The 25,827-nt window shown below is 73.8% G+C and carries 10 protein-coding genes; 7 read left to right on the forward strand and 3 right to left on the reverse strand.

The window, feature by feature from the left end:
• Positions 1 to 7 precede the first annotated feature (7 nt).
• The 3 genes from ACFXGI_RS21815 to ACFXGI_RS21825 form a co-directional block, all read right to left on the reverse strand.
• The gene (locus ACFXGI_RS21815; RefSeq protein ID WP_384709078.1) at positions 8 to 16,369 is read right to left on the reverse strand and encodes an SDR family NAD(P)-dependent oxidoreductase; all 16,362 of its coding nucleotides are present in this window, start codon (positions 16,367 to 16,369) and stop codon (positions 8 to 10) included.
• 146 nt (positions 16,370 to 16,515) lie between these two features.
• Positions 16,516 to 16,731 (reverse strand): ferredoxin, encoded by a 216-nt coding sequence (locus tag ACFXGI_RS21820; protein ID WP_229345929.1) that lies wholly within the window; start codon positions 16,729 to 16,731, stop codon positions 16,516 to 16,518.
• Between the two features lie 14 nt (positions 16,732 to 16,745).
• Positions 16,746 to 17,984 carry a cytochrome P450 gene (locus tag ACFXGI_RS21825; protein ID WP_384709081.1) on the reverse strand — a complete coding sequence of 413 codons (1,239 nt, stop codon included), beginning with the start codon at positions 17,982 to 17,984 and terminating at the stop codon, positions 16,746 to 16,748.
• A 421-nt stretch (positions 17,985 to 18,405) separates the two neighbouring features.
• Here ACFXGI_RS21825 and ACFXGI_RS21830 point away from each other — a divergent pair, with 421 nt between their 5' ends.
• From ACFXGI_RS21830 to ACFXGI_RS21860, 7 genes are all read left to right on the forward strand, one after another.
• Positions 18,406 to 19,185 carry a thioesterase II family protein gene (locus tag ACFXGI_RS21830; protein ID WP_384709084.1) on the forward strand — a complete coding sequence of 260 codons (780 nt, stop codon included), beginning with the start codon at positions 18,406 to 18,408 and terminating at the stop codon, positions 19,183 to 19,185.
• Between the two features lie 213 nt (positions 19,186 to 19,398).
• Complete coding sequence (locus ACFXGI_RS21835; protein ID WP_384709129.1) at positions 19,399 to 20,868, forward strand: AMP-binding protein; 1,470 nt, start codon at positions 19,399 to 19,401, stop codon at positions 20,866 to 20,868.
• An 11-nt stretch (positions 20,869 to 20,879) separates the two neighbouring features.
• Positions 20,880 to 22,115 (forward strand): type III PLP-dependent enzyme, encoded by a 1,236-nt coding sequence (locus tag ACFXGI_RS21840; protein WP_384709131.1) that lies wholly within the window; start codon positions 20,880 to 20,882, stop codon positions 22,113 to 22,115.
• Positions 22,105 to 22,614, forward strand: a complete 510-nt coding sequence (locus ACFXGI_RS21845; protein ID WP_327136032.1) for a cobalamin-dependent protein — start codon at positions 22,105 to 22,107, stop codon at positions 22,612 to 22,614. The genes ACFXGI_RS21840 and ACFXGI_RS21845 overlap by 11 nt, the downstream gene beginning before the upstream one ends.
• Complete coding sequence (locus ACFXGI_RS21850; protein ID WP_384709087.1) at positions 22,611 to 23,978, forward strand: methylaspartate mutase; 1,368 nt, start codon at positions 22,611 to 22,613, stop codon at positions 23,976 to 23,978. The genes ACFXGI_RS21845 and ACFXGI_RS21850 overlap by 4 nt, the downstream gene beginning before the upstream one ends.
• Entirely contained in the window at positions 23,975 to 24,730 is a 756-nt protein-coding gene (locus tag ACFXGI_RS21855; protein WP_384709090.1) for a thioesterase II family protein, read from the forward strand. Before ACFXGI_RS21850 ends, ACFXGI_RS21855 begins: the two co-directional genes overlap by 4 nt.
• Positions 24,731 to 24,924: 194 nt before the next feature.
• On the forward strand, positions 24,925 to 25,671 hold the full coding sequence (locus ACFXGI_RS21860) for a TetR/AcrR family transcriptional regulator (RefSeq protein WP_384709093.1): 747 nt from the start codon (positions 24,925 to 24,927) through the stop codon (positions 25,669 to 25,671).
• Positions 25,672 to 25,827 lie beyond the last annotated feature (156 nt).

The following is a 25,827-nucleotide window of genomic DNA, read 5'->3' on the forward strand; positions in this document are numbered from 1 at the left end:
GATGACCTCAGCCCTCGTTCGAATTCGGTTCGGCGGACGCAAGCGCGGCACGCACCAGGTCGTCGATGTTCATGCTCTTGATCTCCTCGCTCCGGTCGGCGGTCTGCGGGGCGGCAGGCGCACCGGACGCGGCCGCCGAGGCCGTCGCCCCCTGCTGCTCCACCGGACCGGCGAGCCTGAGCAGCGCGTCCAGGAGGCCCGCCTCGCGCAGCGCGGCGACGGGGATCGAGGAGAGCGCCTCGCGGATGGAGTGGTCGTCCTGCGCGGCGGCCGCGGGCTCGGGCTCCGCGACGTCCTCGATGGCCGGGAGGATCTCCTCCAGGAGGAACTCGGCCATCACGACGGGGCTCGGGTAGTCGAACATCATGGTCGCCGGCAGGCGCATCCCGGTCGCGGTCTGGAGCCGGTTGCGCAGGTCGATCGCGGCCAGCGAGTCGAGCCCCAGGTCCGTGAAGCCCTTGTTGACGTCGATGGTGTCGGGGTCGCTGTGGCTGACGCCCGCCACCTGGGCCCGGATCAGCTCCAGGACCGCGGGCTCCCGGTCGGCGGGCCGCATCCGGGCCAGCCGCTCCTCCAGGGTTCCCGAGCCGGCCGCCGTCACCGCGGCCGCGGCCGCCACGGCCGGGGCCCGTACGTCCTGGCGCTGCTGCGGCGCCGGTTCGGCCTTCAGCACGTCCCGCAGGAGCACCGGGGCCGGACCGGGGTTCGCGCCGCGCCCCGCGTTGTCCACGCGGATCGGGGCGATCATCACCTCGTCGAGGGTCATCGCCTCGTCGAAGAGCTGCAGCCCCTCCGCGGTCGGCAGGGCCGGCAGGCCCAGCGACTTCATCCGGCCGAGGTCGGAGTCGGTGACCCCGCCGCCCAGTCCGGTCTTCGTCTCCCACAGGCCGAACGCCAGCGAGGTGGCGGGCAGTCCGAGCGAGCGGCGGTGTGCGGAGAGCCCGTCCAGGAAGCGGTTGGCCGCCGCGTAGTTGCCCTGTCCGGCGCCGACGACGAGTCCGGCGCAGGAGGAGAAGAGGACGAAGGCCGACAGGTCCAGGCCGAGCGTCGCCTCGTGCAGGTGCCAGGCGGCGTCCGCCTTCGGCCGCAGGACGGCGTCGACCTGCTCCGCCGTCAGCTGCGCGGTCAGCGCGTTGTCCATCAGCGCCGCGGCGTGCACGACCGCGGTCAGCGGCTGCTCGGCGCGGACGCCGGCCAGCAGCGCTTCCACCGCCGTACGGTCCGACACGTCGCAGGCGACGACCGAGACCTCGGCCCCGAGCCCGACGAGCTCGGCGCTCAGCTCCTCGGCGCCCGGTGCGTCCGGGCCGCGGCGGCTGGTGAGCAGCAGGTGGCGTACGCCGTGCTCCGCCACCAGGTGGCGGGCGGTGATGGCGCCGAGACCGCTCGTACCGCCGGTGATCAGTACGGTGCCCTCCGCCGACCAGGGCAGGTCGGAGGCGACCTGGCTTGAGGCGACCCGGGCCAGGCGCGGGACCTTGACCTCGCTGCCGCGTACCGCCGCTTCCGGTTCCCCGGTCAGGGCGATGGCGGGCAGCACCTGGTGGGCGGCGGCCGAGCCGTCGGTGTCCACCAGCAGGAAGCGTCCCGGGTTCTCCTCCTCCGCCGAGCGCAGCAGACCCCATACGGGCGCCTGCGCCAGGTCGACGGTGTCGGTGTCCTTCGTCCGCACCGCGCCGCGGGTGATCACGGCGAGGCGGGAGCGGCCGAAGCGGGGCTCGTCGAGCCAGCCCTGCAGGACCTCGAGGACGGAGCCGGTCACGGACCGGACCGCGTCCGGGACCTCGCCCTCGACGGCCGGTACGGGCAGCAGGACCACCTCGGGCACCTCCGCGCCGGCGTCCAGGGCCGCCGCGAGTGCCGCGAGATCGGGGTAGGCGGTCAGGCCTTCGCCGAAGGTGTGGTCCGCACCGCCGCCGAGCAGCGCCCAGCGGTCGGCGGTCGCCGTGTGGCTGGCGCCCAGCGGCAGCTGGTTCCACACCAGGTGGAACATCGACGAGCGCTCGTCGCGGCCGGCCGCCGCGGCGGCGTTGACCCGGGCGGCGGTGACCGGGCGGACCACCAGGGAGTCGATGGTCGCGACCGGGGTGCCGCGCAGGTCGGACAGCTCGATCCGGACGGCGTCCGAACCCTGCGACTTGTGCGACTCCACGGCCGTGATCCGGCCCCGCAGCTGCGAGGAACCCGCGGCGTGCAGGGTCACTCCGGCCCAGGCGAACGGAAGCTGGGTGCCTCCGACGTCCTGCGGGCTGCGCCCGTCCATGAAGTCCGTCGCGCTCAGCGAGCCGTCGAGGATCGACGGGTGGATGCGGTACTCGTGGCCCACCGCCAGGTTGTCCTCGGGCAGCGACACCTCGACGAAGGTCTCCTTGCCGCGCGTCCAGATCCCGCGCAGGCAGCGGAACATGGGCCCGTATCCGTAGCCCTGGCCGGTGAGGTAGTCGTACACCCCGGAGATGTCGACCTCGTCGGCGCCCTCGGGCGGCCAGACCCCGGTCCCGACCCCGAAGGACTCGGGGGCCGGCGGGTGCTGGGCCCCGGGAGCCAGGACACCGCTCGCGTGCCGCGTCCACGGCGTGTCCGCCGGGCCGTCGTCGGGACGCGAGTACACCGCGAGCGAGCGGCGGCCGGTGGCGTCGGCCGCGTCGACGGTGACCTGGACGGCCAGGCCGCCGCCGTCCTCGCGCATCGGCATCAGCGCCTCGATGGTCAGCTCGTCGATGACGTCGCAGCCGACCTCCTCACCGGCGCGGATGGCGAGTTCGACGTATCCGGTGCCGGGTAGGAGCACGGTCCCGAGGACGTCGTGGTCGGCCAGCCAGGCGTGGGTCTTCACCGACAGGCGGCCGGTCAGGACCACGCCGCCGGCCTCCGGGGAGACCACCACCGCGCTCAGCAGCGGGTGCTCGGCCGGCTGCTGGCCCAGGCTGGTGACATCGCCGGCCGGGGCCGGCGCCGGGGCGTCGAGCCAGTACGGACGGCGCTCGAAGGCGTACGTCGGCAGCTCGACCAGCCGCGCGCCGGACCCGGCGTGGAAGGCGGTCCAGTCGACGGCCGTGCCGGTGGCGTGGAGCCGGGCGACGGCGGTCAGGAGGGTGTGCGCCTCGGGCCGGTTCTTGCGTACGGTCGGCTCGACGACGGCGCCGGTGCCGTCCAGGGTGTTCTGGGCGAGGGCGGTCAGGATCGCGTCGGGGCCGAGCTCCAGGAAGGTCTGGACGCCCTTGGCGTGCAGGTGCTGGACGGTGTCGGAGAAACGGACCGCCTCGCGCAGGTGGCGGGTCCAGTACTCCGCGGTCGCCCAGTCCTCGCTGATCGCGCCGTGCACCCCGGCCACGACCGGGATGCTCGGCTCGTTCCGGGTCACGGACTCGGCGACGAGGTGGAACTCGGCGAGCGCCGGCTCCATCAGAGGGGAGTGGAAGGCGTGGGAGACACGGAGCCGGGTCGTCTTGCGGCCCTGCTCGGTGAAGGCGGCCCGGATCGCCTCGACGGCGTCCTCCTCGCCCGAGACCACGATGGAGCGCGGGCTGTTGATCGCCGCGATGCCGACGGTGTCGGTGAGGTACGGAAGGAGCTCGGGCTCCGTCGCTTCGATCGCGGCCATGGCTCCGCCGGCGGGCAGTGCCTGCATGAGCCGGCCGCGTGCGGTGACCAGGCGGGCCGCGTCCTCCAGGGAGAGGACCCCGGCTGCGTGCGCGGCCGTGATCTCGCCGATGGAGTGTCCGGCCAGGAAGTCCGGCCGCACGCCCCACGAGGTGACGAGCCGGTACAGGGCCGTCTCGATGGCGAAGAGGGCGGGCTGGGTGTAGGCGGTGCTGTTCAGCAGCGCCTCGTCCTCGGCGGACTCGCCCCAGATCACCTCGTACAGCGGGGTCCGCAGGTACGGGTCCACCGCCGCCGCGACCTCGTCGAGGGCCTCGGCGAACACCGGGAAGGCGGCGTGCAGTTCGCGTCCCATGCCCAGGCGCTGCGCGCCCTGGCCGGTGAACAGGAACGCGGTCGCGCCGTCCAGGCGGCTGCCGGTCACGATGTCCGCGGACTGCGTCCCCCCGGCCAGCTTCGCCAGCTCCCGCAGCGCGGCCCCGCGGTCCTCGGCGAGGACCACCGCGCGGTGGTCCAGCGCCGCGCGGGAGGCCGTCAGCGAGTGGCCGACGTCGGCCAGGGACTGCTCCGGGTGGGCCTCCAGGTGGGCGCGCAGCGCCTCGGCCTGCCGGGGCAGGGCCTTCGCGCTCTTCGCCGACACCGTGAGGGCGACCGGCGCGGCGGCCGCGGGCTTGAGCGCCTGCGGCTCCGGCTCCGGCTCCGGCTCCGGCGTACCGTGCGGGGCCTCTTCGAGGATGACGTGGGCGTTCGTACCGCTCAGGCCGAAGGAGGAGACGCCCGCACGGCGCGGGCGCCCGCCCGCCGGCCACTCGACGGCCTCGGTCAGCAGCCTGACGTTGCCCTCGGTCCAGTCGACCTGCGGCGAGGGCTCGTCCACGTGCAGCGTCTTCGGCAGCACGCCGTGGCGCAGCGCCTCCACCATCTTGATCACACCGCTGACACCGGCCGCCGCCTGTGCGTGGCCGATGTTCGACTTGATCGAGCCGAGCCACAGCGGCTTGTCCTCGTCGCGGCCCTGGCCGTACGTGGCGAGCAGCGCCTGCGCCTCGATGGGGTCGCCCAGGCGGGTGCCCGTGCCGTGGCCCTCGACGGCGTCCACATCGGCCGTGGTGAGGCCGGCGGCGGCCAGCGCCTGCTGGATGACCCGCTGCTGGGACGGCCCGTTGGGGGCGGTGAGGCCGTTGGAGGCACCGTCCTGGTTGATGGCGCTGCCCCGGATCACGGCGAGCACCGGGTGGCCGAGCCGCTCCGCGTCGGAGAGGCGCTCGACGAGGAGCAGACCGATGCCCTCGGCCCAGCCGGTGCCGTCGGCGGCCCCGGCGAAGGCCTTGGAGCGGCCGTCGGCGGCGAGTCCGCGCTGCTGGCTGAAGTCGACGAACAGGTCGGGCGTCGGCATGACGGTCACACCGCCGGCCAGCGCCATCGTGATCTCACCGGAGCGCAGTGCCTGGCAGGCCATGTGCAGGCTGACCAGGGAGGAGGAGCAGGCGGTGTCGACGGTGACGGCCGGGCCCTCCAGGCCGAGGGTGTAGGCGACGCGGCCCGAGGCGATGGAGCCCGCGCTGCCGTTGCCGAGGTAGCCCGCCAGGTCCTCGGGGACGTCGGTGAGGCGGCTGCCGTACTCGTGGTACATGATGCCCGCGTACACGCCGGTCCGGCTGCCGCGCAGGGTCTGCGGGTCGATGCCGGCCCGCTCGAAGGTCTCCCACGCGGCCTCCAGCAGCAGGCGCTGCTGCGGGTCCATGGCGAGGGCCTCGCGCGGCATGATCCCGAAGAACTCCGCGTCGAACTCGGCGGCGTCGTAGAGGAAGCCGCCGTCCTTGGCGTACGTCTTGCCGGGCGTGCCGGGCTCGGGGTCGTAGATGGCGTCGGCGTCCCAGCCGCGGTCGGTCGGGAACGCCCCGACGGCGTCCCGGCCTTCCGCGACCAGGTTCCACAGGTCCTCCGCGGACCGCACCCCGCCGGGGAAGCGGCAGCTGATCGAGACGATCGCGATCGGGTCCGAGTCGGAGGGGGTCGTGGCGCGCGGCGCGGCGGCGGCCGGGGCCGCCTTGGCCGTGGTGGCCGACAGCTTGTCCACCACGAAGCCCGCGACCGCCCGGGAGTTGGGGTAGTCGAAGACCAGCGTGGCCGGCAGCCGCAGACCGGTCGCGGCCTGGAGCAGATTGCGCAGCTCGACGGCGGCGAGCGAGTCGAAACCCTGCTCGCGGAAGGCCGTCTCCGGGCCGATCGCGTCCGGGGACGGGTGGCCGAGCACCGCCGCCACCTGCGTACGGACGAGTTCGAGGACGATCCGGTCGCGCTCCTGGGCGGAGGCCCCGGCGAGGCGGCGCTCCAGCTCGGAGGTCTCGGGCGCCTGCGCCTGCGCGGTCCGGCGGACCGGGCCGCGCACCTTGCCGCGCAGCAGGGCGGGCAGGTCCTCGCCGCGGGCGGCGAGCGCCGCCGCGTCGGTCTTGAGCGGCAGGACCACGGCGTCGAACCCGGCGACGGCCGCGTCGAAGAGGGCGAGGCCCTCCGCGACGGTCAGCGCCGGCAGGCCCAGCCGCTTCATGCGCTCCAGGTCGGCGTCGGTGAGGTCGCCGCCGAGACCGGTGCTGATCCCCCACATGCCGAACGCGGGAGCCGTGGCCGGCAGGCCCGCGGCCCGGCGGTGCGCGGCGAGGCCGTCCAGGAAGGAGTTGGCCGCCGCGTAGTCGGCCTGGCCGGCGGCCAGGACGGAGCCGCCCGCGGAGGAGAAGAGGACGAACGCCGACAGGCCGGCGCCGCGCGTCAGCTCGTGCAGGTTCCACGCGCCGTCGGTCTTCGGCCGCAGTACGGACTCGACGCCCTCGGCGGTCAGCGAGCCGACGAGCCCGCCGCCCGCGACGGCGGCGGCGTGCACCACCGCGCTCAGCGGGTGGGCCGCGTCGATCCCGGACAGGGCGCCGGCGAGCGACTCCCGGTCCGTCACGTCGCAGGCCGCCACCGAGGCGTGGGCGCCCAGCTCCGCGAGCTCGGCGACGATCGCCGAGGCGTTCGGCGCGTCGAGGCCGCGGCGGCTGGTGAGCAGCAGGTGCCGTACGCCGTGCTCGGTGACCAGGTGCCGGGCCACCAGCGCGCCGAGGCCGCTGGTACCGCCGGTGATCAGCACGGTGCCGGTCGTACCCCACGGTGAGACGGGGGCGGGGGCGGCGATCCGGGCCAGGCGCGGGATGCGCACCTCCCCGGAGCGCACGGCCGTCTCGGACTCGCCGGAGGCCACCGCGGCGGCCACGTCGGCGCCCGGATCGCGGGTTCCGGCGGCCACGTCGACCAGGACGAACCGGCCGGGGTTCTCGGCCTCGGCGGCCCGGACCAGACCCCATACGGCGGCCTGCGCCGGATCGGCGTCCTCGCCGGCCAGGACGGCGGCACCGCCGCGGGTGACCACGGCGAGGCGGGCGGATCCGGACTCCGGATCGGCCAGCCACCCCTGGACCTTCGAGAGCACCTCGGGCACCACCGCCCGCACCCGGGCCGCGGCGTCCTCACCGGCCGGGACGGGGACGAAGTACACGGCGGCCTCGGCCGCCGGGGCCCCGGCCGGCGCGGTACGCAGCCACTCGACGCGGTGCAGGGCGGCGCCGGCGCCACCGGAGGCGGCGGCCAGCTGGGCCTCGGAGACCGGGCGCGAGACCAGCGACTCCACGGTCGCGACGGGCGCACCCGTCGCGTCGGCGACCATGATCGCCGACACCTCGTCCCCGCGGACCCGGCGGATGTGCACCCGCAGTACGGACGTACCGGCCGCGTGCAGGGTGACCCCGTTCCAGGAGAACGGCAGCAGCGTCGCCCCCTCGGCGGCGCCGTTGCCGCCGAGCAGGTCCGCGTGCATCGCGGCGTCGAGGAGCGCCGGGTGGAGCCCGAAGAGGGCCGCGTCGCCGTGCGCCGTCTCGGGCAGGGCCACCTCGGCGAACACGTCGTCGCCCTGGACCCAGGCGGCCTTCAGGCCCTGGAACACCGGGCCGTAGGCGTACCCGCGCTCCAGCAGCCGCTCGTACGCGCCGGTGACGTCGAGCGGGGTCGCACCGGCCGGCGGCCACTGGGACAGGTCGAACGCGGGTGCCGGAGCGTCCGCGACCACCGTGCCGTAGGCGTGGCGGGTCCAGGGGGCGTCCGGGGCGGAGCCGCGGGAGTGGATGGAGATCGACCGGGCGCCCGAGCCGTCCGGGGCGCCGACCCGCACCTGGAGGGCAACGCCCCCGCGGGCGGGCACGATCAGCGGGGCTTCGAGGAGCAGTTCCTCGATCCGGTCGCAGCCGACCTGGTCGCCGGCGCGGACGGCCAGCTCGACGAAGCCGGTGCCCGGCAGCAGGATCGAGCCGAGGACGTCGTGGTCGGCCAGCCAGGGCTGGGTGTCGACGGAGAGCCGCCCGGTCAGGACGACCTCGCCGGAGTCGGCCGCCGGGACGGCGGCGCTGAGCAGCGGGTGCCCGACCGGTTCGAGGCCGGCGGAGCCGAGCCCGGCGCCGCCGCCGGCGGCCGCCCCCTCCAGCCAGTACCGCTGGTGCTGGAAGGCGTAGGTCGGGAGCCCGGACCAACGGTCCTCGGTGCCCTGGTAGAAGGCCGCCCAGTCCACGGGCGCACCGGTGGTGTGGAGTTGCGCGAGGGCGGCGAGGAGCGAGTGCGCCTCGGGGCGGTTCCTGCGCAGGACCGGCTCGACGAGGACGGCGTCGTCGGAGTCGAGGGTCGTACGGGTGAGGGCGGTCAGGATCGCGTCGGGGCCCAGCTCGACGAAGCGGGTGACGCCCTTGGCGGCCAGGTGCTGGACGGTGTCGGAGAAGCGGACGGCCTCTCGGAGGTGGCGGGTCCAGTAGTCGGGGGTGCCCCAGTCCTCGCTGATCTCTCCGTGGACCCCGGCGACGACCGGGATCCGGGCGGGCGCGTAGGTCACGGATTCGGCGACGGTGCGGAACTCGGCGAGGGCCGGGTCCATGAGCGGGGAGTGGAAGGCGTGGGAGACGCGCAGCCGGGTCGTCTTGCGGCCCTGCTCGGTGAACTGCGCCTGGATCGCCTCGACGGCGTCCTCGGCACCCGAGACGACGATGGAGCGCGGGCTGTTGATGGCGGCGATGCCGACCAGGTCGGAGACGTACGGAAGGACTTCCTCCTCCGTGGCTTCGATGGCGGCCATGGCTCCGCCTGCCGGGAGCGCCTGCATGAGGCGGCCGCGTGCGGTGACCAGGCGGGCCGCGTCCTCCAGGGAGAGGACCCCGGCCACATGGGCGGCGGTGATCTCGCCGATGGAGTGTCCGGCCAGGAAGTCGGGCCGCACGCCCCAGGACTCGACGAGGCGGAACAGCGCGGTCTCGATCGCGAAGAGGGCGGGCTGGGTGTAGGCGGTGCTGTTCAGCAGCGCCTCGTCCTCGGCGGACTCACCCCACATGACCTCGTGCAGGGGAGTGTCGAGGTGCTCGTCGAGGGCCGCGACCACGGCGTCGAGGGCCTGTGCGAACACCGGGAAGGCAGCGTGGAGTTCGTGTCCCATGCCCAGCCGCTGCGCGCCCTGGCCGGTGAACAGGAAGGCCGACTTGCCCTCCTGGACCCGGCCCTGCACGACACCCGCGGCCGTCTCGCCCACGGTGAGGGCGGCCAGGCCCGCGAGGAGCTCCTCGCGGTTCTCGCCGATGACCACGGCCCGCTCGCCCAGCCCGGCGCGCCGGGTGGCCAGCGCCCGCCCGGCGATCGCGAGGTCGGCGTCGTCCAGGGTCTCCAGGTGTGTGATCAGCCGCTCCGCCTGCGCGCGCAGCGCCGGCGCCGTCCGGCCCGACACCACCCACGGGACCGGCCCGCCAAGGGCCCCGGGAGCCTCGGGGGCCTCCTCGGCGGCCTCGGCCGGAGCCGCCGCCGGCGGCTCTTCGAGGATGAGGTGGGCGTTCGTACCGCTGATGCCGAAGGAGGAGATGCCCGCGCGGCGCGGCCGCTCGCCCGCCGGCCACTCGACCGCGTCGGTCAGCAGCTCCACCGCGCCCGCGTCCCAGGCGACCTGGGGGGAGGGCTCGTCGGCGAACAGGGTCCGCGGCAGGACGCCGTGCTCCATCGCCTGGAGCATCTTGATGACGCCCGCGACACCGGCGGCGGCCTGCGTGTGCCCGATGTTGGACTTGATCGAGCCGAGCAGCAGAGGCCGCCCGTCCTCCGGGCGCTCCTGGCCGTACGTGTCCAGCAGGGCCTGTGCCTCGATGGGGTCGCCCAGCGTGGTGCCGGTGCCGTGTCCCTCGACGACGTCGACGTCGGCGGCGGTCAGGCCGCCGTCCTGGAGGGCGCGGCGGATGACGCGCTGCTGCGAGGGGCCGTTGGGGGCGGTCAGGCCGTTGGACGCGCCGTCCGAGTTGACGGCGGAGCCACGCAGGACGCCGAGGATCCGGTGGCCGTTGCGCTCGGCGTCCGACCGGCGCTCCAGGAGCACCAGGCCGACGCCCTCGCCCCAGCCGGTGCCGTCGGCGCCGCTGCCGAAGGACTTGCACCGGCCGTCGGCGGCCAGGCCGCCCTGCCGGCTCATGTCGATGAAGGTGTCCGGGGTGGACATGACGGTCACGCCGCCCGCGAGCGCCAGCCCGCAGTCGCCGCGCCGCAGCGCCTGCGCCGCCCAGTGCATGGCGACCAGGGACGAGGAGCACGCCGTGTCGACGGTGACCGCGGGGCCTTCGAGGCCGAGCGCGTACGCGACGCGGCCGGAGACCACGCTCGCCAGGCTGCCGTTGCCGTGGTAGCCGGCGAGCTGCTCGGGCAGCGGGCCCAGGCGCAGGCCCCAGTCGTGGTACATCACACCGGCGAACACGCCGGTGTCGCTGCCGCGCAGGGCGTGCGGGTCGATGCCGGCCCGCTCGAAGGTCTCCCAGGAGACTTCGAGGAGCAGTCGCTGCTGCGGGTCCATGGCCTGCGCCTCGCGCGGGCTGATCCCGAAGAACTCGGCGTCGAAATCGGCGGCGTCGTAGAGGAATCCGCCCTTGTCGCTGAGGCTCTTGCCGGGCTTGCCCGGCTCCGGGTCGTGGATGTCGGAGTCCCAGCCGCGGTCGGTCGGGAAGGCGCCGACGGCGTCGACACCGTCCTGGACCAGCTGCCACAGGTCGTCCGGCGTGGAGACGCCGCCCGGGTAGCGGCAGGCCATGCCGACGACCACGATCGGGTCGTCGTCGGCCGCGGCGAGCGCGGTGACGGGCGCCGTACGCCGGGCCTCCTTGCCCGGGTCGCCCAGCTTGTCCGCCAGGTGGTCGGCGAGTGCGCTCGGCGACGGGTAGTCGAAGATCAGCGTGGCCGCGAGTGGCAGGCTGATGGCCGAGCTGAGCCGGTTGCGCAGTTCGACGGCGGCGAGCGAGTCGAAGCCCATCTCGTTGAACGCGCGCGTCGGGTTGATCCGGTCTCCGCCCTCGTGGCCGAGGACGGCCGCGACCTGCGTACGGACGAGGTCCAGCAGGGCCTCGCCGCGCTCGGCGCGGGACAGGCCCGAGAGCCGGCGGGCCAGGGACTGCTCGACGGGGACGGCGCCGGCGCCCGCGCTGCGGCGGGCGGGGCGGACCAGTCCGCGCAGGACGGACGGGACCTCGGCCGCCCGCGCCTGGAGGGTGCGCAGGTTGAACCGGACGGGTACGACGGCGCCCTCGCCGCCGGTGGCGGTCAGCGCGCCGTCGAGCAGCGCGAGGTTCTCGGCGGGGGAGAGCACCTGGAGGCCGAGGCGCTCGATGCGGCGCAGTGCGGCCTCGTCGAGCTGCCCGCCCATCCCGCCGACTCCGGTCCACAGACCCCAGGCGAGGGAGGTCGCGGGGAGTCCGGCGGCGCGGCGGGTGGCGGCCAGCGCGTCCAGGAAGCCGTTCGCGGCCGCGTAGTTGCCCTGGCCGGCCCCGTCGAGCAGGGTCGCGGTGGACGAGAAGAGGACGAAGGCGGACAGGTCCAGGTCCCGCGTCAGCTCGTGCAGGTTCCATGCGCCGTCGGCCTTCGGCCGCAGTACGGTGTCCAGCCGTCCGGCGTCGAGCGAGCCGATCAGGCCGTCGTCGATCACACCGGCCGCGTGCACCACGGCGGTCAGCGGCCGGTCGGCGGGGATCGCGGCGAGCAGCGCCGACACGGCCTCCCGGTCCGACGCGTCGCAGGCGGCGACGGTCACCCGGGCGCCGAGTCCGGTCAGCTCCTCGGCGGTCTCGCGCACGCCCGGGGCGTCCCCGCCGCGACGGCCGGTCAGCAGCAGGTGGCGTACGCCGTGTTCGGCGACCAGGTGGCGGGCGACGGCGGCGCCGACCCCGCCGGTGCCGCCGGTGATCAGTACGGTGCCCTGCGGGCCCCACGGCGCGGGCTGCGGGTCGGCGGCGGGCAGCGTGGCCAGCCGGGAGACGTACAGCTCGCCGCCCCGGACGGCCGCTTCGGGCTCGTCGAGGGCCGCGGCGATCCGCAGCAGCTCGGCCGGCTCCAGCGAGCCGTCGGAGTCGAGCAGGACGAACCGGCCCGGGTTCTCGGCCTGCGCGGAGCGCACCAGGCCCCATACGGGTGCCTGGGCCAGGTCGATGTCCTCGCCCGGGGTGACGGCGACCGCCCCGCGGGTGAGGACGACGAGGCGGCCCGCGGCCGGGTCCTCGTCGTTCAGCCACTGCTGAAGCGCGGTCAGGACGTCCTCGGCGACGGCGCGCACCTGCGCGGGGACCTCGCCCCCGGTGCCCTTCAGGGCGTGGTGGGCGACGGCGGCCGGGGCGTCCGCGGACAGCGGCGCGGGCAGCGGCCGGGAGGTCCAGCGCAGGTGGAAGAGCGCGTCGTGGGCCTGGGGGCGCAGCTGCTCGGCGGTGACCGGGCGGACCGTGAACGACTCGACGGAGGCGACGGGCAGGCCGTCGGCCCCCGCCAGGTCGAGCGCGACGGAATCGGCGCCGGTCGCGGTGATCCGTACGCGGAGCGCGGAGGCCCCGGCCGCGGACAGGGAGACCCCCGACCAGGCGAACGGCAGCCGCGGGCCGTCCGCGACGGGCTCGGGGGAGGCGAAGTCGGTGGCCTGCAGGACGGCGTCGAGCAGCGCCGGGTGCAGCCCGAACGCGGAGGCCTGCTCCGAGACGGAGGCCGGCAGCGCGACCTCGGCGTAGGCCACGCCTTCGGCGCCCTGCCAGACGGCCTTCAGGCCGTGGAACGCGGGGCCGTAGCCGTACCCCTGGGCGGCCATGTCCTCGTACAGGCGCGTGGTGTCGACGGCGCGGGCGCCGCGCGGCGGCCACACGGAGGCGTCGAAGGGCTCTGCGGCCGGGACGGCAGCGGCGGTCAGCACGCCCGAGGCGTTGCGGGTCCACGGCGCGTCGGCCGGGGCGTCCTCGTCGCGGGAGTAGAAGGCGATCGGGCGGCGGCCGTCCCCGGCGGGGGCGTCGACCACGATCTGGAGGGCCACCGCGCCCGTCGCGGGCAGCAGCAGCGGAGCCTCCATGATCAGCTCGTCGAGCCGCTCGCAGCCCGTCTCCTCGCCGGCGCGCAGCGCCAGTTCGACGAAGGCGGTGCCCGGGAGCAGTGTGCTGCCGGCGATGACGTGGTCGGCCAGCCACGCTTGCGAGCGCGGCGACACCCGCCCGGTCAGCACCGAGGCACCGGTGTCGGCGAGGGAGACCACCGCGCCCAGCAGCGGGTGGTCGGCGGCCACCTGACCGAGCCCGGCGGCGTCGCCGCGCGAGATCGGGGCGGCCAGCCAGAAGCGCTCGCGCTGGAAGGCGTACGTCGGCAGCTCGGCGCGGCGCGCGCCGCTGCCCTCGTAGTACGCCTCCCAGTCCACCCGCGCACCGCGGGCGTGGGCGGTGGCCAGCGCGGCCGACAGCTGCCGCGGGTCCTCGTGGCCGCGGCGCAGCGCGGAGACGAACACCGGTGCACCGCCGGGGAGTCCGAGACCTTCGAGGCAGTCGCGGCCCAGCCCCGACAGGACCGGGTCGGGGCCGATCTCCAGATATGTGGTGGCGCCGAGCTCGGCGAGCGCCCGCACCCCGTCGGCGAAGCGGACGGCCTCGCGGACGTGCCGGACCCAGTACTCCGGCGAGCACAGCTCGGCGGCGGTCGCGGCGCGCCCGGTCAGCGTCGACACCAGCGGGATGTGCGGGGCGGAGTAGTCCAGGATCTCGGCGATGCGGCGGAACTCGGCCAGCATCGGCTCCATGAGCGGCGAGTGGAAGGCGTGGCTCACCCGCAGCTGCTTGGTGCGGTGCCCGTCGGCCTCCAGGCGGGCGGCGACCTCGGCGACGGCTTCGGCCTCGCCCGATACGACCACGGACGCCGGACCGTTGACGGCGGCGATCGCCACCCGGTCGGACAGGGCCGCGATCAGCGGGGCGACGGTCTCCTCGGAGGCCGTCACGGCCACCATGGCGCCGCCCCGCGGCAGTTCCTGCATCAGGCGGCCGCGCGCGGCCACCAGGGTCGCCGCGTCGTCCAGTGAGAGCACGCCCGCGACGTGCGCGGCGGCGAGCTCGCCGATCGAGTGGCCGGCCACGTAGTCGGGGCGCACGCCCCAGGACTCCAGCAGCCGGAACAGGGCGACCTCGACGGCGAACAGGGTCGCCTGCGCGTACACCGTCTCGTTCAGCAGGGCGCTGTCGTCGCTGTCCTCGGCGGCGAACAGGATCTCGTGCAGCGGCCGGTCCAGCTGGAGGTCGAGGTGGCCGATGGCCTTGTCGAGGGCGGCGGCGAACACCGGCTGGGTGTCGTACAGCCCGCGGCCCATGGCGGCGCGCTGACTGCCCTGGCCGGTGAAGAGGAAGGCGAGGCGGCCGCCGTCGGCGGTGCCCGGGAAGACGTACGGGGACTCCTGGCCCTCGGCCAGGGCGCGCAGGCCCGCCCGTACGGCCTCCGCGTCCTCGGCGGCCACCACGGCGCGGTGGGCGAGGCGGGCGCGGGTCGTGGCGAGGGAGTAGCCGAGGTCGGCCGCGGCCGGGGCGCCCTCCCGCTCGGCGTGGGCCAGCAGGCGGGCCGCCTGGGCGCGCAGCGCGGGCTCGCTCGCGGCGGAGACCGGCAGCAGCACGGGGCCGGCCTGCGGCGCCGCCTCGGGGGCGGTGGCGGCCTCGGCGGCCGGCGGCTCCTCGATGATCACGTGTGCGTTGGTGCCGCTGACGCCGAACGAGGAGACGCCCGCGCGGCGGGGCTCCTCGCCCTTGGGCCAGGCGCGGGACTCGGTCAGCAGGCGGACCTCGCCCGCCGACCAGTCGACGTTCGGGGTGGGCTCGTCCACGTGCAGCGTGCGCGGCAGCTCGTCGTGCCGCATCGCCATCAGCATCTTGATGACGCCGGCCGAGCCGGCCGCCGCCTGGGTGTGCCCGATGTTCGACTTGGCGGAGCCGAGCCATACCGGGCGGTTCTCGGGGCGGCCCTTGCCGTACGTGGCGATCAGGGCCTGCGCCTCGATCGGGTCGCCGAGGGTGGTGCCGGTGCCGTGCGCTTCGACCGCGTCGACCTGCTCGCCGGTCAGCCCGGCGTTGGCGAGGGCCTGGCGGATGACCTGCTGCTGGGCGCGGCCGCTGGGCGCGGTCAGGCCGTTGGAGGCGCCGTCCTGGTTGAGGGCGGAGCCGCGGATGACACCGACGACCGGGTGGCCGTTCTTCTGCGCGTCCGAGAGCCGCTCCAGGACGAACACGCCGACGCCCTCGGCGAAGGCGGTGCCGTCGGCGGCGGCCGCGAAGGCCTTGACGGTGCCGTCGGGTGCGAGGCCGCGCTGGCGGCTGAAGGCGGTGAAGGTGCCGGGGCTGCCCATGACGGCCGCACCGCCGGCCAGCGCGAGCGTGCACTCGCCGCGCTGCAGCGACTGGACCGCCAGGTGCATGCCGACGAGCGAGCCGGAGCAGGCGGTGTCGACGGTGAGGGCCGGGCCCGCGAGGCCGAGGACGTACGAGACGCGGCCGGAGATGACGCTGGGCGCGTTGCCGCTCAGCAGGTAGCCGTCGAGGCCGTCCGGGGCCTCGTGCAGCCGCATCGCGTACTCCTGCGGCTCGGCGGCGATGAACACGCCGGCCTCGGTGCCGCGCAGGGTCGCGGGGTCGATGCCGGCCCGCTCGACGGCCTCCCACACGGTCTCCAGCACCAGCCGCTGCTGCGGGTCCATCGCGAGGGCCTCGCGCGGGCTGATCCCGAAGAAGTCCGCGTCGAACTCGGCCGCGTCGGGCAGGAAGCCGCCGTGGCGCACGTACGTGGTGCCGGGCGTCGACGGGTCGTCGGAGAACAGCGCCTCCAGGTCCCAGCCGCGGTCGGCGGGGAACTCGTCCCGTACGTGCTCGCCGTTGCTGACCAGCCGCCACAGGTCCTCCGGCGAGGCGACCCCGCCGGGGTAGCGGCAGCCGATGCCGACGATGGCTATGGGCTCGTCGGAGACGGCCACGGCACGCACCGGCGCCTCGGGGCGGTCGGCCAGGCCCAGGACCTCGGTGCGCAGGTGCGCGGCGAGTTCGGCCGGCGAGGGGTGGTCGAAGGCGACGGTCGGCGGCAGCGCCAGGCCGGTGGCCGCGTTCAGCCGCACCTGGAGCTCCAGCAGCGCGACGGAGTCCAGGCCCAGGTCCTTGAAGGAGCGGTCGGGGTCGACCGACACGGGCAGACCGGCCCCCGCGAGCGCGTCCGGGGCGTCGGCGTACTTCGCCCGCAGCACGGCGAGCGCGTGATCGCGTACGAGGTCGAGCAGGACGTGGGTCTGTTCGGTCGTCGGAAGCGCCTCGAGGTCCCGCACGAGCGCGGACTCCGTCGCCGCGTCCGCCGCGGTGTGACCGGTCGGCACACCGTCGGTGCCGGAGACAAAGTTTCCGGGCTCAGTCATCTAGCAACTCCACACACTCGTTGTCCGCACAGGACGAAAGGACGTAAAGACGTTCGTAAGGACCTAAGGACTCCGATGTGACGGAGCGTCAACCAGTTGTCGTCCGCCCGGAGACGGGGGGAGGTCTCCGGGCGGACGGGCGGGGGTCACTCGGCCGTGGCCACCGCGTGCTCGACGAGGCTCAGGGCCTGCACCGGGCAGGCCTCGATGGACTCGAGGATCTGGTCGCGCAGCGACTCGCCGGGCTCGTCGACGACGAGGACGGCCTGGCCGTCCTCGTTCTGGTCGAAGACGTCCGGGCCCGAGAGCACACAGGCCCCACAGGCGACGCAGACGTCCTTGTCGATAATGACCTGCAGCATCTTCGTCCTCTCCGTTACCAGGTGACCGGCAGCTCGTGCAGGCCGTCGATGAGGGCCTTCTCCTTGAAGGGGAGTTCCTCCACCGGCTTGGCCAGACGCAGGCCCGGGATGCGGCGCAGCAGCGTCGTGAAGACGACCTCCATCTGCATCCGGACCAGGACCTGGCCCGCGCAGCGGTGGTGGCCGTAGCCGAACGCGATGTTCTGCGCGGCTTCCTTGCGGTGGAAGTCGAGGGTGTTCGGGTCGGCGAACACGCTCGGGTCGTGGTTGGCCGCGGTGAGCGAGCAGATGACGCCCTCGCCCTTGCGGATCAGCTGACCGCCGATCTCCGCGTCCTCCTTCGCGACGCGGACGGTGCCGTGGTCGGCGACGCTGGAGAAGCGCATCAGCTCGTCGACCGCCTGGCCGGCGAGCTCCGGCTTCTCGCGCAGGACCGCCGCCTGCTCGGGGTGGCTGAGCAGCACCAGGACGGCCATGGTCATGCCGTTCATGGTGCTCTCGTGGCCGCCCGCGATCATCGTGCGGACGAGGGCGCTGATGTCGGTGGGGCCGAGGTCGCCGCCACGGTCCTGGTTGCGCAGGATCAGGCTGCTGATCAGGTCGTCGGCGGGCTTCTCCGTGCGCTCGGCGATCAGCCGGTGCAGCAGGATCTCGACCTCGGTGTTGGCGGCGGCGTGCTCCTCCGGGGTGCCCTGGGTCACCAGCGAGGTGATCCAGCGGTAGAAGAGGTCCGTCTGGTCGCGCGGAACGTCGAGCAGCTCGGTCATCGCGACGGACGGCAGCGGCATCGTCAGCGCGGAGATGATGTCCACCGGGCCGCCCTGCGCGAGCATCGCGTCGATGAGCTCGTCGACGATCTCCTGGGTGCGGGGCCGCATGGCCTCGACCCTCTTGGCGGTCATCTCCGGCATCAGCATCATGCGGTGCTGCGTGTGGACCGGCGGGTCCATGTGGAAGAGGGTCCGCTGGACGATGCCCTGCTCCAGCAGCTCCAGGGGGAAGCCGAACTGGAGCGGGTAGCCGGGGTCGGCGATGTCCGACTCGAAACGGGGGTCGCGCAGCATCTGCTGCATGTCCTCGTAGCGGGTCAGCAGCCAGGCCTCGCGGCCGTTGAACGTCAGCTTCACACGGGAGACGGGCTCCGTCTCGCGCAGCACGGCGTAGTCCGGAGCCGGCTGCATCGGACAGCCGGTGCGCGGCAGCGGAAACGCGCGGACCGTCGTCTCCGACCGCGCAGTGGTGAGTTCCGTCATGGATGGGTCCCTCTCTCATCCGCCCCGCACCTGGTGTGCGGTCACGGCCTGGATCGATCGCGTGGGTCGTGGTCGGGCTCGGGCTCAGCGGGGTGGCAGTGGGAGGGCGCACGCACGGGTGCGTCACCGTTCGCCGGAAAACGCCCGCGCATTCCTCCCCCAGACTCCGTCCGGGGGGACCCCCAACCGGAGTTCACCCCATGCAGGCTGCTGTCCTTCACCTCTGCTGAAAACCCCTAAGCCGCCGCGCCCCAGGTGGGAATGGCGGGGCCCCGGAGAAATTAGGGGTGGTGAAGGGTGGTCACAGGGGGCGGCGGCAATGGCGGCCGGTGCCCGCGCGCCGTTTCGATGGGGTGAGGCCTCGGGATACCGCCCGGTCTCCGGATATCGCCCGGTCGCCGGGAAGGGAAGTCGAGGAGTCATGACGGAAACGCTGCAGGGCACCAGCGCATGGATCCGGCGGTTCCATCCCTCGCCGGACGCCCCCCACCGCCTCGTCTGCTTTCCGCACGCGGGCGGCGCCGCCACGTTCTGGTTCCCGATGGCCCAGGCGCTCGCCCCGGAGGTGGACGTACTCGCCGTGCAGTACCCCGGGCGCCAGGACCGCCGCAGCGAGCCCTGCATCGAGGACATCGAGACGCTCGCCGCGCACGCCGCCGAGGAGGTCCTGGCCTGGTCGGACCGGCCCGTGACCCTGTTCGGGCACAGCATGGGGGCCATGGTCGCCTTCGAGACCGCCCGCCGCCTGGAGGAGCGGGGCCGGCCGCCGGCCGGGCTCGTCGTCTCCGGGATGCGCGCCCCGTCCCGGGCGCGCGGCGGGTCGGGCCGGGCCGGGACCGCCGAGACCGCCGAGGAGCTCGTCGCCGGGATCCTGCGCCTGCAGGGCACCGACGCGGCCGTCCTGGACGACCCCGAGCTCGTCCGGATGATCCTTCCCACCATCCGCAGCGACTACAGGGCCGCCGAGAGCTACCGCTGGCGCCCGGGCCCGCCGCTGCGCACGCCGATCGCCGTGCTGACCGGGACCGAGGACCCGCACGTGGACACGGAGCAGGCGGCGGCCTGGCGCGAACACACCGCCGGACCGTTCAGCCTCACCGTCTTCACGGGGGGCCACTTCTTCCTGAACGAACACGCCGACGACGTGAGGAAGGTCGTTACCGACCACATTGCCCGGTCGTTCCATTCGAACTCAGTCTGAATTCAAGCGACATCTGAAAAGAAGGATGTCCTGTCTCCCCCGGGTCTTTTCCAGCCGGTTCACGGGGGGACGACCCGAGCCACAACTCAAGGCAGGAGTGGGGCGTTGGTCAGCCTCTCGTATTCGATACGCGAAGAATCCGCACGCGAAGAATCCGCAGCAGCCGGAATTGTTCCCGGACACGGACCGTCCCAAAAGGAAACCGTCCACGGGCTGCTGGACGCCGCCGCCGCGGCGGCGCCGGACGCCCCGGCCATCCGCGACGCCGCGGGTGCCTGGACCTACCGCGAGCTCGACGAGTACAGCCAGGCCTTCGCGGCCTGGCTGCGCAGTCGCGGCATCGGCGTAGGCGACCCGGTCGTGCTCCAGCTGCCGACCAGCCGAGAGCTGGCCGCCATGTTCTACGGAGCCTCCCGGGCCGGAGCGGTGTTCGTACCGCTCAACCCCACCATGAAGCCGTACCACCTGCGCCAGGTCAGCGAGAACGCCGGGCCCAAGCTGGCCATCGGCAACGCCGAGACCGGCGCGGGCCTCCAGGAGGCCGTCGGCGCGGTGCACCCGCTCGCCGACGTGTGGTCCGAGGTCGAGGAACTGCGCACGCAAGGCGCCCGCATCACCTCCGAGGTACGCCCCGACGACGTGGCGACCCTCATCTACACCTCCGGCAGCACCGCCGCCCCCAAGGGCGTCGTCTGCCCGCACGCCCAGGTGGCGTTCGCCTCCCGGGGCCTGGTCGAGGCACTCGGGTACCGGCCGGACGACATCGTCTTCTGCCGCTTCCCGATGTCCTGGGACTACGGCCTCTACAAGGTCGTCATGACCTGCATCGCCCGCTGCGAGATCGTCCTCGCCGACCAGGACTCCGACCTCACGCTGGTGCGCCGCATGCGCGAGACCGGCGCGACCGTGGTCCCCATCGTCCCCTCCTTCGCCACCATGATCGTCAGCCTGGCGAAGCGGGACACCGAGCCGCAGGCCCCGGTCCGGATGTTCACCAACACCGGCGCCGCCCTGCCGCCCGCCACCATCGACGCGCTGCGCGAGCACTTCCCCGGAGCCCGCGTGGTGCGCCAGTACGGCCAGACCGAGGCCAAGCGCATCACCGTCATGCCCCCCGAGGAGGACCGCGAGCGCCCCGGCGCCGTCGGCCTCCCCCTCCCCGGCACCCGCGTGCTGATCGTCGACGCGGACGGCAGCGAGCTGCCCGCCGGCGAGGTCGGCGAGATCGTCGCCGTCGGCCCGCACGTCATGCCGGGCTACTGGAACAGCCCCGAGATCACCGCCGACACCTTCCGCACCGACCCCGCCAGCGGGCAGCGCAGCCTGCACACCGGGGACTACGGCCACCTCGACGCCGACGGCTACCTCTACTTCGAGGGCCGCCGCGACGACATGTTCAAGCGCAAGGGCCTGCGGATGAGCACCCTGGAGATCGAGGGCGCCGCCATGGACATCCCCGGAGTGCGCGCCGCCGCGGCCCTCGCGCCCGGCGAAAAGCACGACCTCGCCCTCTTCGTCGAGGCCGACCTGACCCCCGCCGAGGTGCTCAAGGGCGTGGCCCAGCGCCTGGAGCCCGCCAAGGTCCCGGCGATCGTCCGCGTGCTCGCCGAATTCCCGCTCACCCAGCACGGCAAGAACGCCCGCAAAGAGCTGGCCCTGCTGCTCGAAGGAAGTGGAAAGTGAGTTTCCCGTCCATGGAGCCGACCGAGCTCGCCCGCCAGTACGGCACCCCCCTCTACGTCTACGACCTCGACCGCGCCCGCGCCGCCCGCCGGGACCTGTTCGGCTGGCTGCCCGAGGGCTTCGAGGTGTTCTACGCCTTCAAGGCCAACCCGCACGTCGACCTCGTACGGGCCCTGCGCGACGGGGAAGGCCCCGCCTGCAAGGCCGAGATCAGCTCCACCGGTGAGCTCGCCAACGCCCTCGAAGCCGGCTACCCGGGCTCCGACATCCTCTACACCGGCCCCGGCAAGACCCCCGAGGAGCTGTACGAGGCCATCGCGGCCGGCGTGCGCACCTTCTCCGCCGAATCCCTGAGCGACCTGGAGCACATCGGCGGCGCCGCCCTCGAACACGACACCGTCGCCGACTGCCTGCTGCGCATCAACAGCGCCTCGGCCAGCGCCACCACCAGCATCCGGATGACCGGCGCCCCCACCCAGTTCGGCATCGACAGCGAGACCGTCGCCGGCCTCGCCGAGCAGCTGCGCTCGGTGCCCGGCACCCGCATCGCCGGACTCCACCTCTTCTCCCAGAGCAACGCCGCCGACGAGGAATCCCTCATCGGTGAACTCACCCACACCATCCGGGTGGCCGCCGCGATCCAGGACGACCTGGGCGTCCCGCTGCGCCTGCTCGACATCGGCGGCGGCTTCTCCGTCCCGTACGCGCAGCACGGCGAGCGGGCCCGCTACCCCAAGCTCCGCACCGAGCTGGAGGCCTCGCTCGACCTCCACTTCCCGCAGTGGCGCGAAGGCGCGCCGCGGCTCGCCGTCGAGTCCGGCCGCTACCTGTCCGGCGACAGCGGCACCCTGGTGGCGCGCGTCAGCAACGTGAAGATCAGCCGGGGCAAGAAGTTCGTCATCCTCGACGCCGGCATCAACACCTTCGGCGGGATGTCCGGACTCGGCCGGCTGCTGCCGGTGTCCGTGCAGGTCGAGGCGGGGGAGGAGACCGAGAAGGCGAGCCTGGTCGGCCCGCTGTGCACCCCCGGCGACGTCCTGGGCCGCGGCATCGCCCTGCCCCCGCTGGAGGAGGGCGACCTCGTACGCATCCCCAACGCGGGCGCGTACGGGCCCACGTCGAGCCTCCTGATGTTCCTCGGGCGTCCGGCCCCGACCGAGGTCGCCGTCTCCGGCGGCAAGGTCGTGTCCGTCTCCCGCATCGAGCACGTACGCACCTACCGGAGTGTGGAGGGCGATGATGCATGACCTGTCCGCCAGAGGCACGGAGTCGTTCGTCGAGCGGTCGAAGGGCACCGTGATCGTCACCACCCTCGCCTCCGACTCCCACACCTGGAACCTCGTCTTCCTCCAGCTGCTCATCGAGGAGTGCGGCTACGACGTGGTCAACCTCGGCCCGTGCGTACCCGACGAACTGCTCGTCTCCGAATGCCGCGACCGCAATCCCGAGATGATCGTGATCAGCAGCGTCAACGGCCACGGCTACCAGGACGGGATGCGGGTCATCGGACAGCTGCGGGACGCCGCCCCGCTGGCCGCGACGCCCATCGTCATCGGCGGCAAGCTCGGCACCGACGGCGGCGAGGGCGCCAGCCGCACCCACGAGCTGATGGCCGCCGGCTTCGACGCCGTGTTCGAGGACGGCCAGGACCCGATCGCCGCGTTCCACGCCTTCCTCGCCACCCTGCCGTCGGAACCCCGGCGGCCGGCCGTGGAGGCCGCGGACCACGCCCGGGTCTCCGCATGAGCGAACTCACCGCCGTCCGCGAAGGGCGGCCCGCCGGTCCGGCCCCCGTCGACTTCGGGGAGTTCGTGCGCAGGGAGGGCGGCAACGGCCGCCTCGTCGTCCAGCCCCGCATGGGCTTCGGGGACCCCGGCCGGATGCGCACCGGACTCGTCGCCACCAAGGCCGCCGACGCCGCCACCGTCGGCACCCTCACCCTCGACAGCTACACCCGCGTCGGGAACCTGGAGGCCGTCGAGACCGCCCTGCGCGACGGCATCGACCTCAACGGCTACCCCGTCGTCAGCCACCCGCCGGAAACCACCGCCGCCGTGCTCGACGGCGTACGCGACCAGGGCTTCCCCGTCCAGGTCCGGCACGGCTCCGCCACGCCCATCGACATCTTCCGGGCGATGATGCGGCTGAACCTCAACGCCACGGAGGGCGGGCCGGTCTCGTACTGCCTGCCCTACGGGCGCACTCCGCTCGCCGACGCCATCCGCAACTGGGAGGACTGCTGCGACCTGTACGTGCGCATGCAGGACGTCGGCATCGAACCCCACCTGGAGACCTTCGGCGGCTGCATGATGGGCCAGCTGTGCCCGCCCAGCCAGCTCGTCGCCATCAGCTTCCTCGAAGCGATGTTCTTCGCCCAGCGCGGCCTGCGCTCCATATCCATGAGTTACGCCCAGCAGACCGACCCCGTCCAGGACCGCGAGGCCGTCACCGCGCTGCGCCGGCTCAGCGCCGAAATGCTGCCGGTGGCCAACTGGCACGTCGTCATCTACGCCTACATGGGCGTCTACCCGGAGACGGACAACGGGGCCTACGGGCTGCTCGCCAGCGCCGCCCGGCTCGCCGTCACCACCGGCGCGGAGCGGCTCATCGTCAAGACCGCCGCCGAGGCCCGCCGCATCCCCACCATCGCGGAGAACGTCCAGGCCCTCGAATACGCCAGCAACACCGCGCTGCGCACCGGCCGCGGCCGCGACGACACCTTCACCGACTCCCCGACCTACCAGGAGGCGCGGGCCCTGGTCGAGGCGGTCCTCAACCTCGACGACGATCTGGGGCGGGCCCTGCTCAAGGCGTTCCGCCACGGCTACCTCGACGTCCCGTACTGCGTGCACCCCGACAACGCGGGCCGGGCGCGCAGCTACATCGACTCCGGCGGCCGGCTGTGCTGGGCCGACACCGGCAAGCTCCCGATCGCCGGGATCGCCGAGCGCGGGCCCTCGCGGAAGATCGGCTCGGCCGACCTCATGAACGACCTCTTCCATGTCCGGTGCAAGTTCGACGCAGGACCCCGCGAACTCGACCCCGCCACCTCGGAGCTGATCCGCGGCCGGGCGGCGGTCGGGTCACGGCCGAAGGAGTACACCGCATGACGACACAGACCACCTCCGTGGAGACCGGCGCCTGGGTGCGCCGCTTCCACCCCGGCGGCCGGGACGCCGGACACCGGCTGATCTGCTTCCCGCACGCGGGCGGCTCCGCGTCCTTCTACTTCCCGGTCTCCCGGGCGCTGACCCCGGGCGCCGACGTCCTGGCCATCCAGTACCCGGGCCGCCAGGACCGCCGCCACGAGCCCTGCCCCGACTCGATCGCCGAGCTCGCGGACGCCCTCGCGGCGGAGGTGCGCCCCTGGTGCGACCGGCCCGTCACCTTCTTCGGGCACAGCATGGGCGCGACCCTCGCCTTCGAGGTCGCCCGGCGCCTGGAGGCCGAGGGCACCACCTTGCACGGGCTGTTCGCCTCCGGCCGCCGCGCCCCGTCCACCGTCCGCGACGAGCGCGTGCACCTGCGCGACGACGAGGGCCTGCTCGCGGACATCACCCGGCTCGCCGGCACCGACACCGCGGTGCTCGGCGACCCGGAGATCGTCCGCATGATCCTGCCGGCGATCCGCGCCGACTACCGGGCCGCCGAGACCTACCGGTACCAGCCCGGGCCGCCGCTGACCTGCCCGCTCTTCGTCCTGACCGGCGACAGCGACCCGCACGTGACCCCGGAGGAGGCGCGCGCCTGGGAGCGGCACACCACCGGCCCGTACGCGCTGCGCACGTACCCCGGCGGCCACTTCTACCTCAACTCCCAGGCGGGCGCCGTCCTGGGGGAGATCTCCGCGCACCTGGGCTGACGGGCCCCGGCCGGGCAACGGCTCCCGCCGAATCCGGCGGGAGCCTTTCCCGTATCCCGTGCCGCATTCCGTGCCGCATTCCGGCCGGGGTGCGGAAAACGGCCTGGTGACGCATACCATGTCACTGATGCGTGCGTGATACGCACGACATCTTCTCCGGATCTCGAAGAGGACGAATGAAGGCGGGACGCTCCATGACCAGTAACGAGGGCAGCGGCCTGCCGGGCAGCATCGACGTGCTGTGGGAGCTGCGCAGCAAGGAACAGCGCGGAGCCCGCACGGGCCTGAGCGCGGCACGGATCGTCACGGCGGCGATCGAGTACGCGGACCAGTTCGGACTGGGTTCCCTGTCGATGGCCCGGGTGGCCGAGCGGCTCGACTTCGCGACGATGTCCCTGTACCGGCACGTGTCGAGCAAGGACGAGCTCCACTCCCTCATGGTCGACATGGCGTACGGCAAGCCGCCGCTGCTCGAGGGCAGCGACAAGGACTGGCGCGGCGGCCTGGAGCTGTGGGCCCGCGCGTTCCTGGAGATCTTCCGGCGCCACCCGTGGATGCTGCAGGTCCCGGTCAGCGGGCCGCCCCTGGAGCCGGGCCAGATGAGCTGGCTCGAATGCGGACTGCGCACCCTCGGCCGCACCGGGCTCTCACCGAACGAGAAGCTGTCGGTGATGCTGCTGATGGTCGGCTACGTACGCAACAACGCGCAGGTGTCCATGCCGCTGACCAGCCAGGACCAGAGCGAGGAAGAGCTCATGGCCAACTACGGCCGGGCCATGGACAAGTTCGTCGACGCGGAGACCTTCCCCGCGGTCCGCGAACTGATCGAGGCCGGCACCTTCCAGGAGACGGACGACGACTTCACGTTCGGCCTGGAACGCGTCCTCGACGGCGTGGAGGTCCTGATCCGCAAGAACGCCGGCACCAACCCCCTGGCCTGACCGCTCCGCTGCCGTCGCCGGCGGAACTCATCGCGTTCACGACGGTCGCCACGGGACCTCCCGCGGTTCACCGAAGCCCCGCCGTCCCGCACGGGGGACAGCTGCGTCCGTTCTACGAGCAGCTTGCGCCGTATCGTGAGGTGCCGGCCGCAGTCG

The sequence above is a fragment of the Streptomyces sp. NPDC059355 genome (assembly GCF_042752335.1).
In the GTDB taxonomy this organism is placed as follows: domain Bacteria; phylum Actinomycetota; class Actinomycetes; order Streptomycetales; family Streptomycetaceae; genus Streptomyces.

Excerpts from the sequence above, each read along its gene's own strand:
- ACFXGI_RS21815 (WP_384709078.1), bottom strand. The coding sequence starts at position 16,369 with ATGACTGAGCCCGGAAACTTTGTCTCCGGCACCGACGGTGTGCCGACC.
- ACFXGI_RS21820 (WP_229345929.1), bottom strand. The coding sequence starts at position 16,731 with ATGCTGCAGGTCATTATCGACAAGGACGTCTGCGTCGCCTGTGGGGCC.
- ACFXGI_RS21825 (WP_384709081.1), bottom strand. The coding sequence starts at position 17,984 with ATGACGGAACTCACCACTGCGCGGTCGGAGACGACGGTCCGCGCGTTT.
- ACFXGI_RS21830 (WP_384709084.1), top strand. The coding sequence starts at position 18,406 with ATGACGGAAACGCTGCAGGGCACCAGCGCATGGATCCGGCGGTTCCAT.
- ACFXGI_RS21840 (WP_384709131.1), top strand. The coding sequence starts at position 20,880 with ATGGAGCCGACCGAGCTCGCCCGCCAGTACGGCACCCCCCTCTACGTC.
- ACFXGI_RS21845 (WP_327136032.1), top strand. The coding sequence starts at position 22,105 with ATGATGCATGACCTGTCCGCCAGAGGCACGGAGTCGTTCGTCGAGCGG.
- ACFXGI_RS21850 (WP_384709087.1), top strand. The coding sequence starts at position 22,611 with ATGAGCGAACTCACCGCCGTCCGCGAAGGGCGGCCCGCCGGTCCGGCC.
- ACFXGI_RS21855 (WP_384709090.1), top strand. The coding sequence starts at position 23,975 with ATGACGACACAGACCACCTCCGTGGAGACCGGCGCCTGGGTGCGCCGC.
- ACFXGI_RS21860 (WP_384709093.1), top strand. The coding sequence starts at position 24,925 with ATGACCAGTAACGAGGGCAGCGGCCTGCCGGGCAGCATCGACGTGCTG.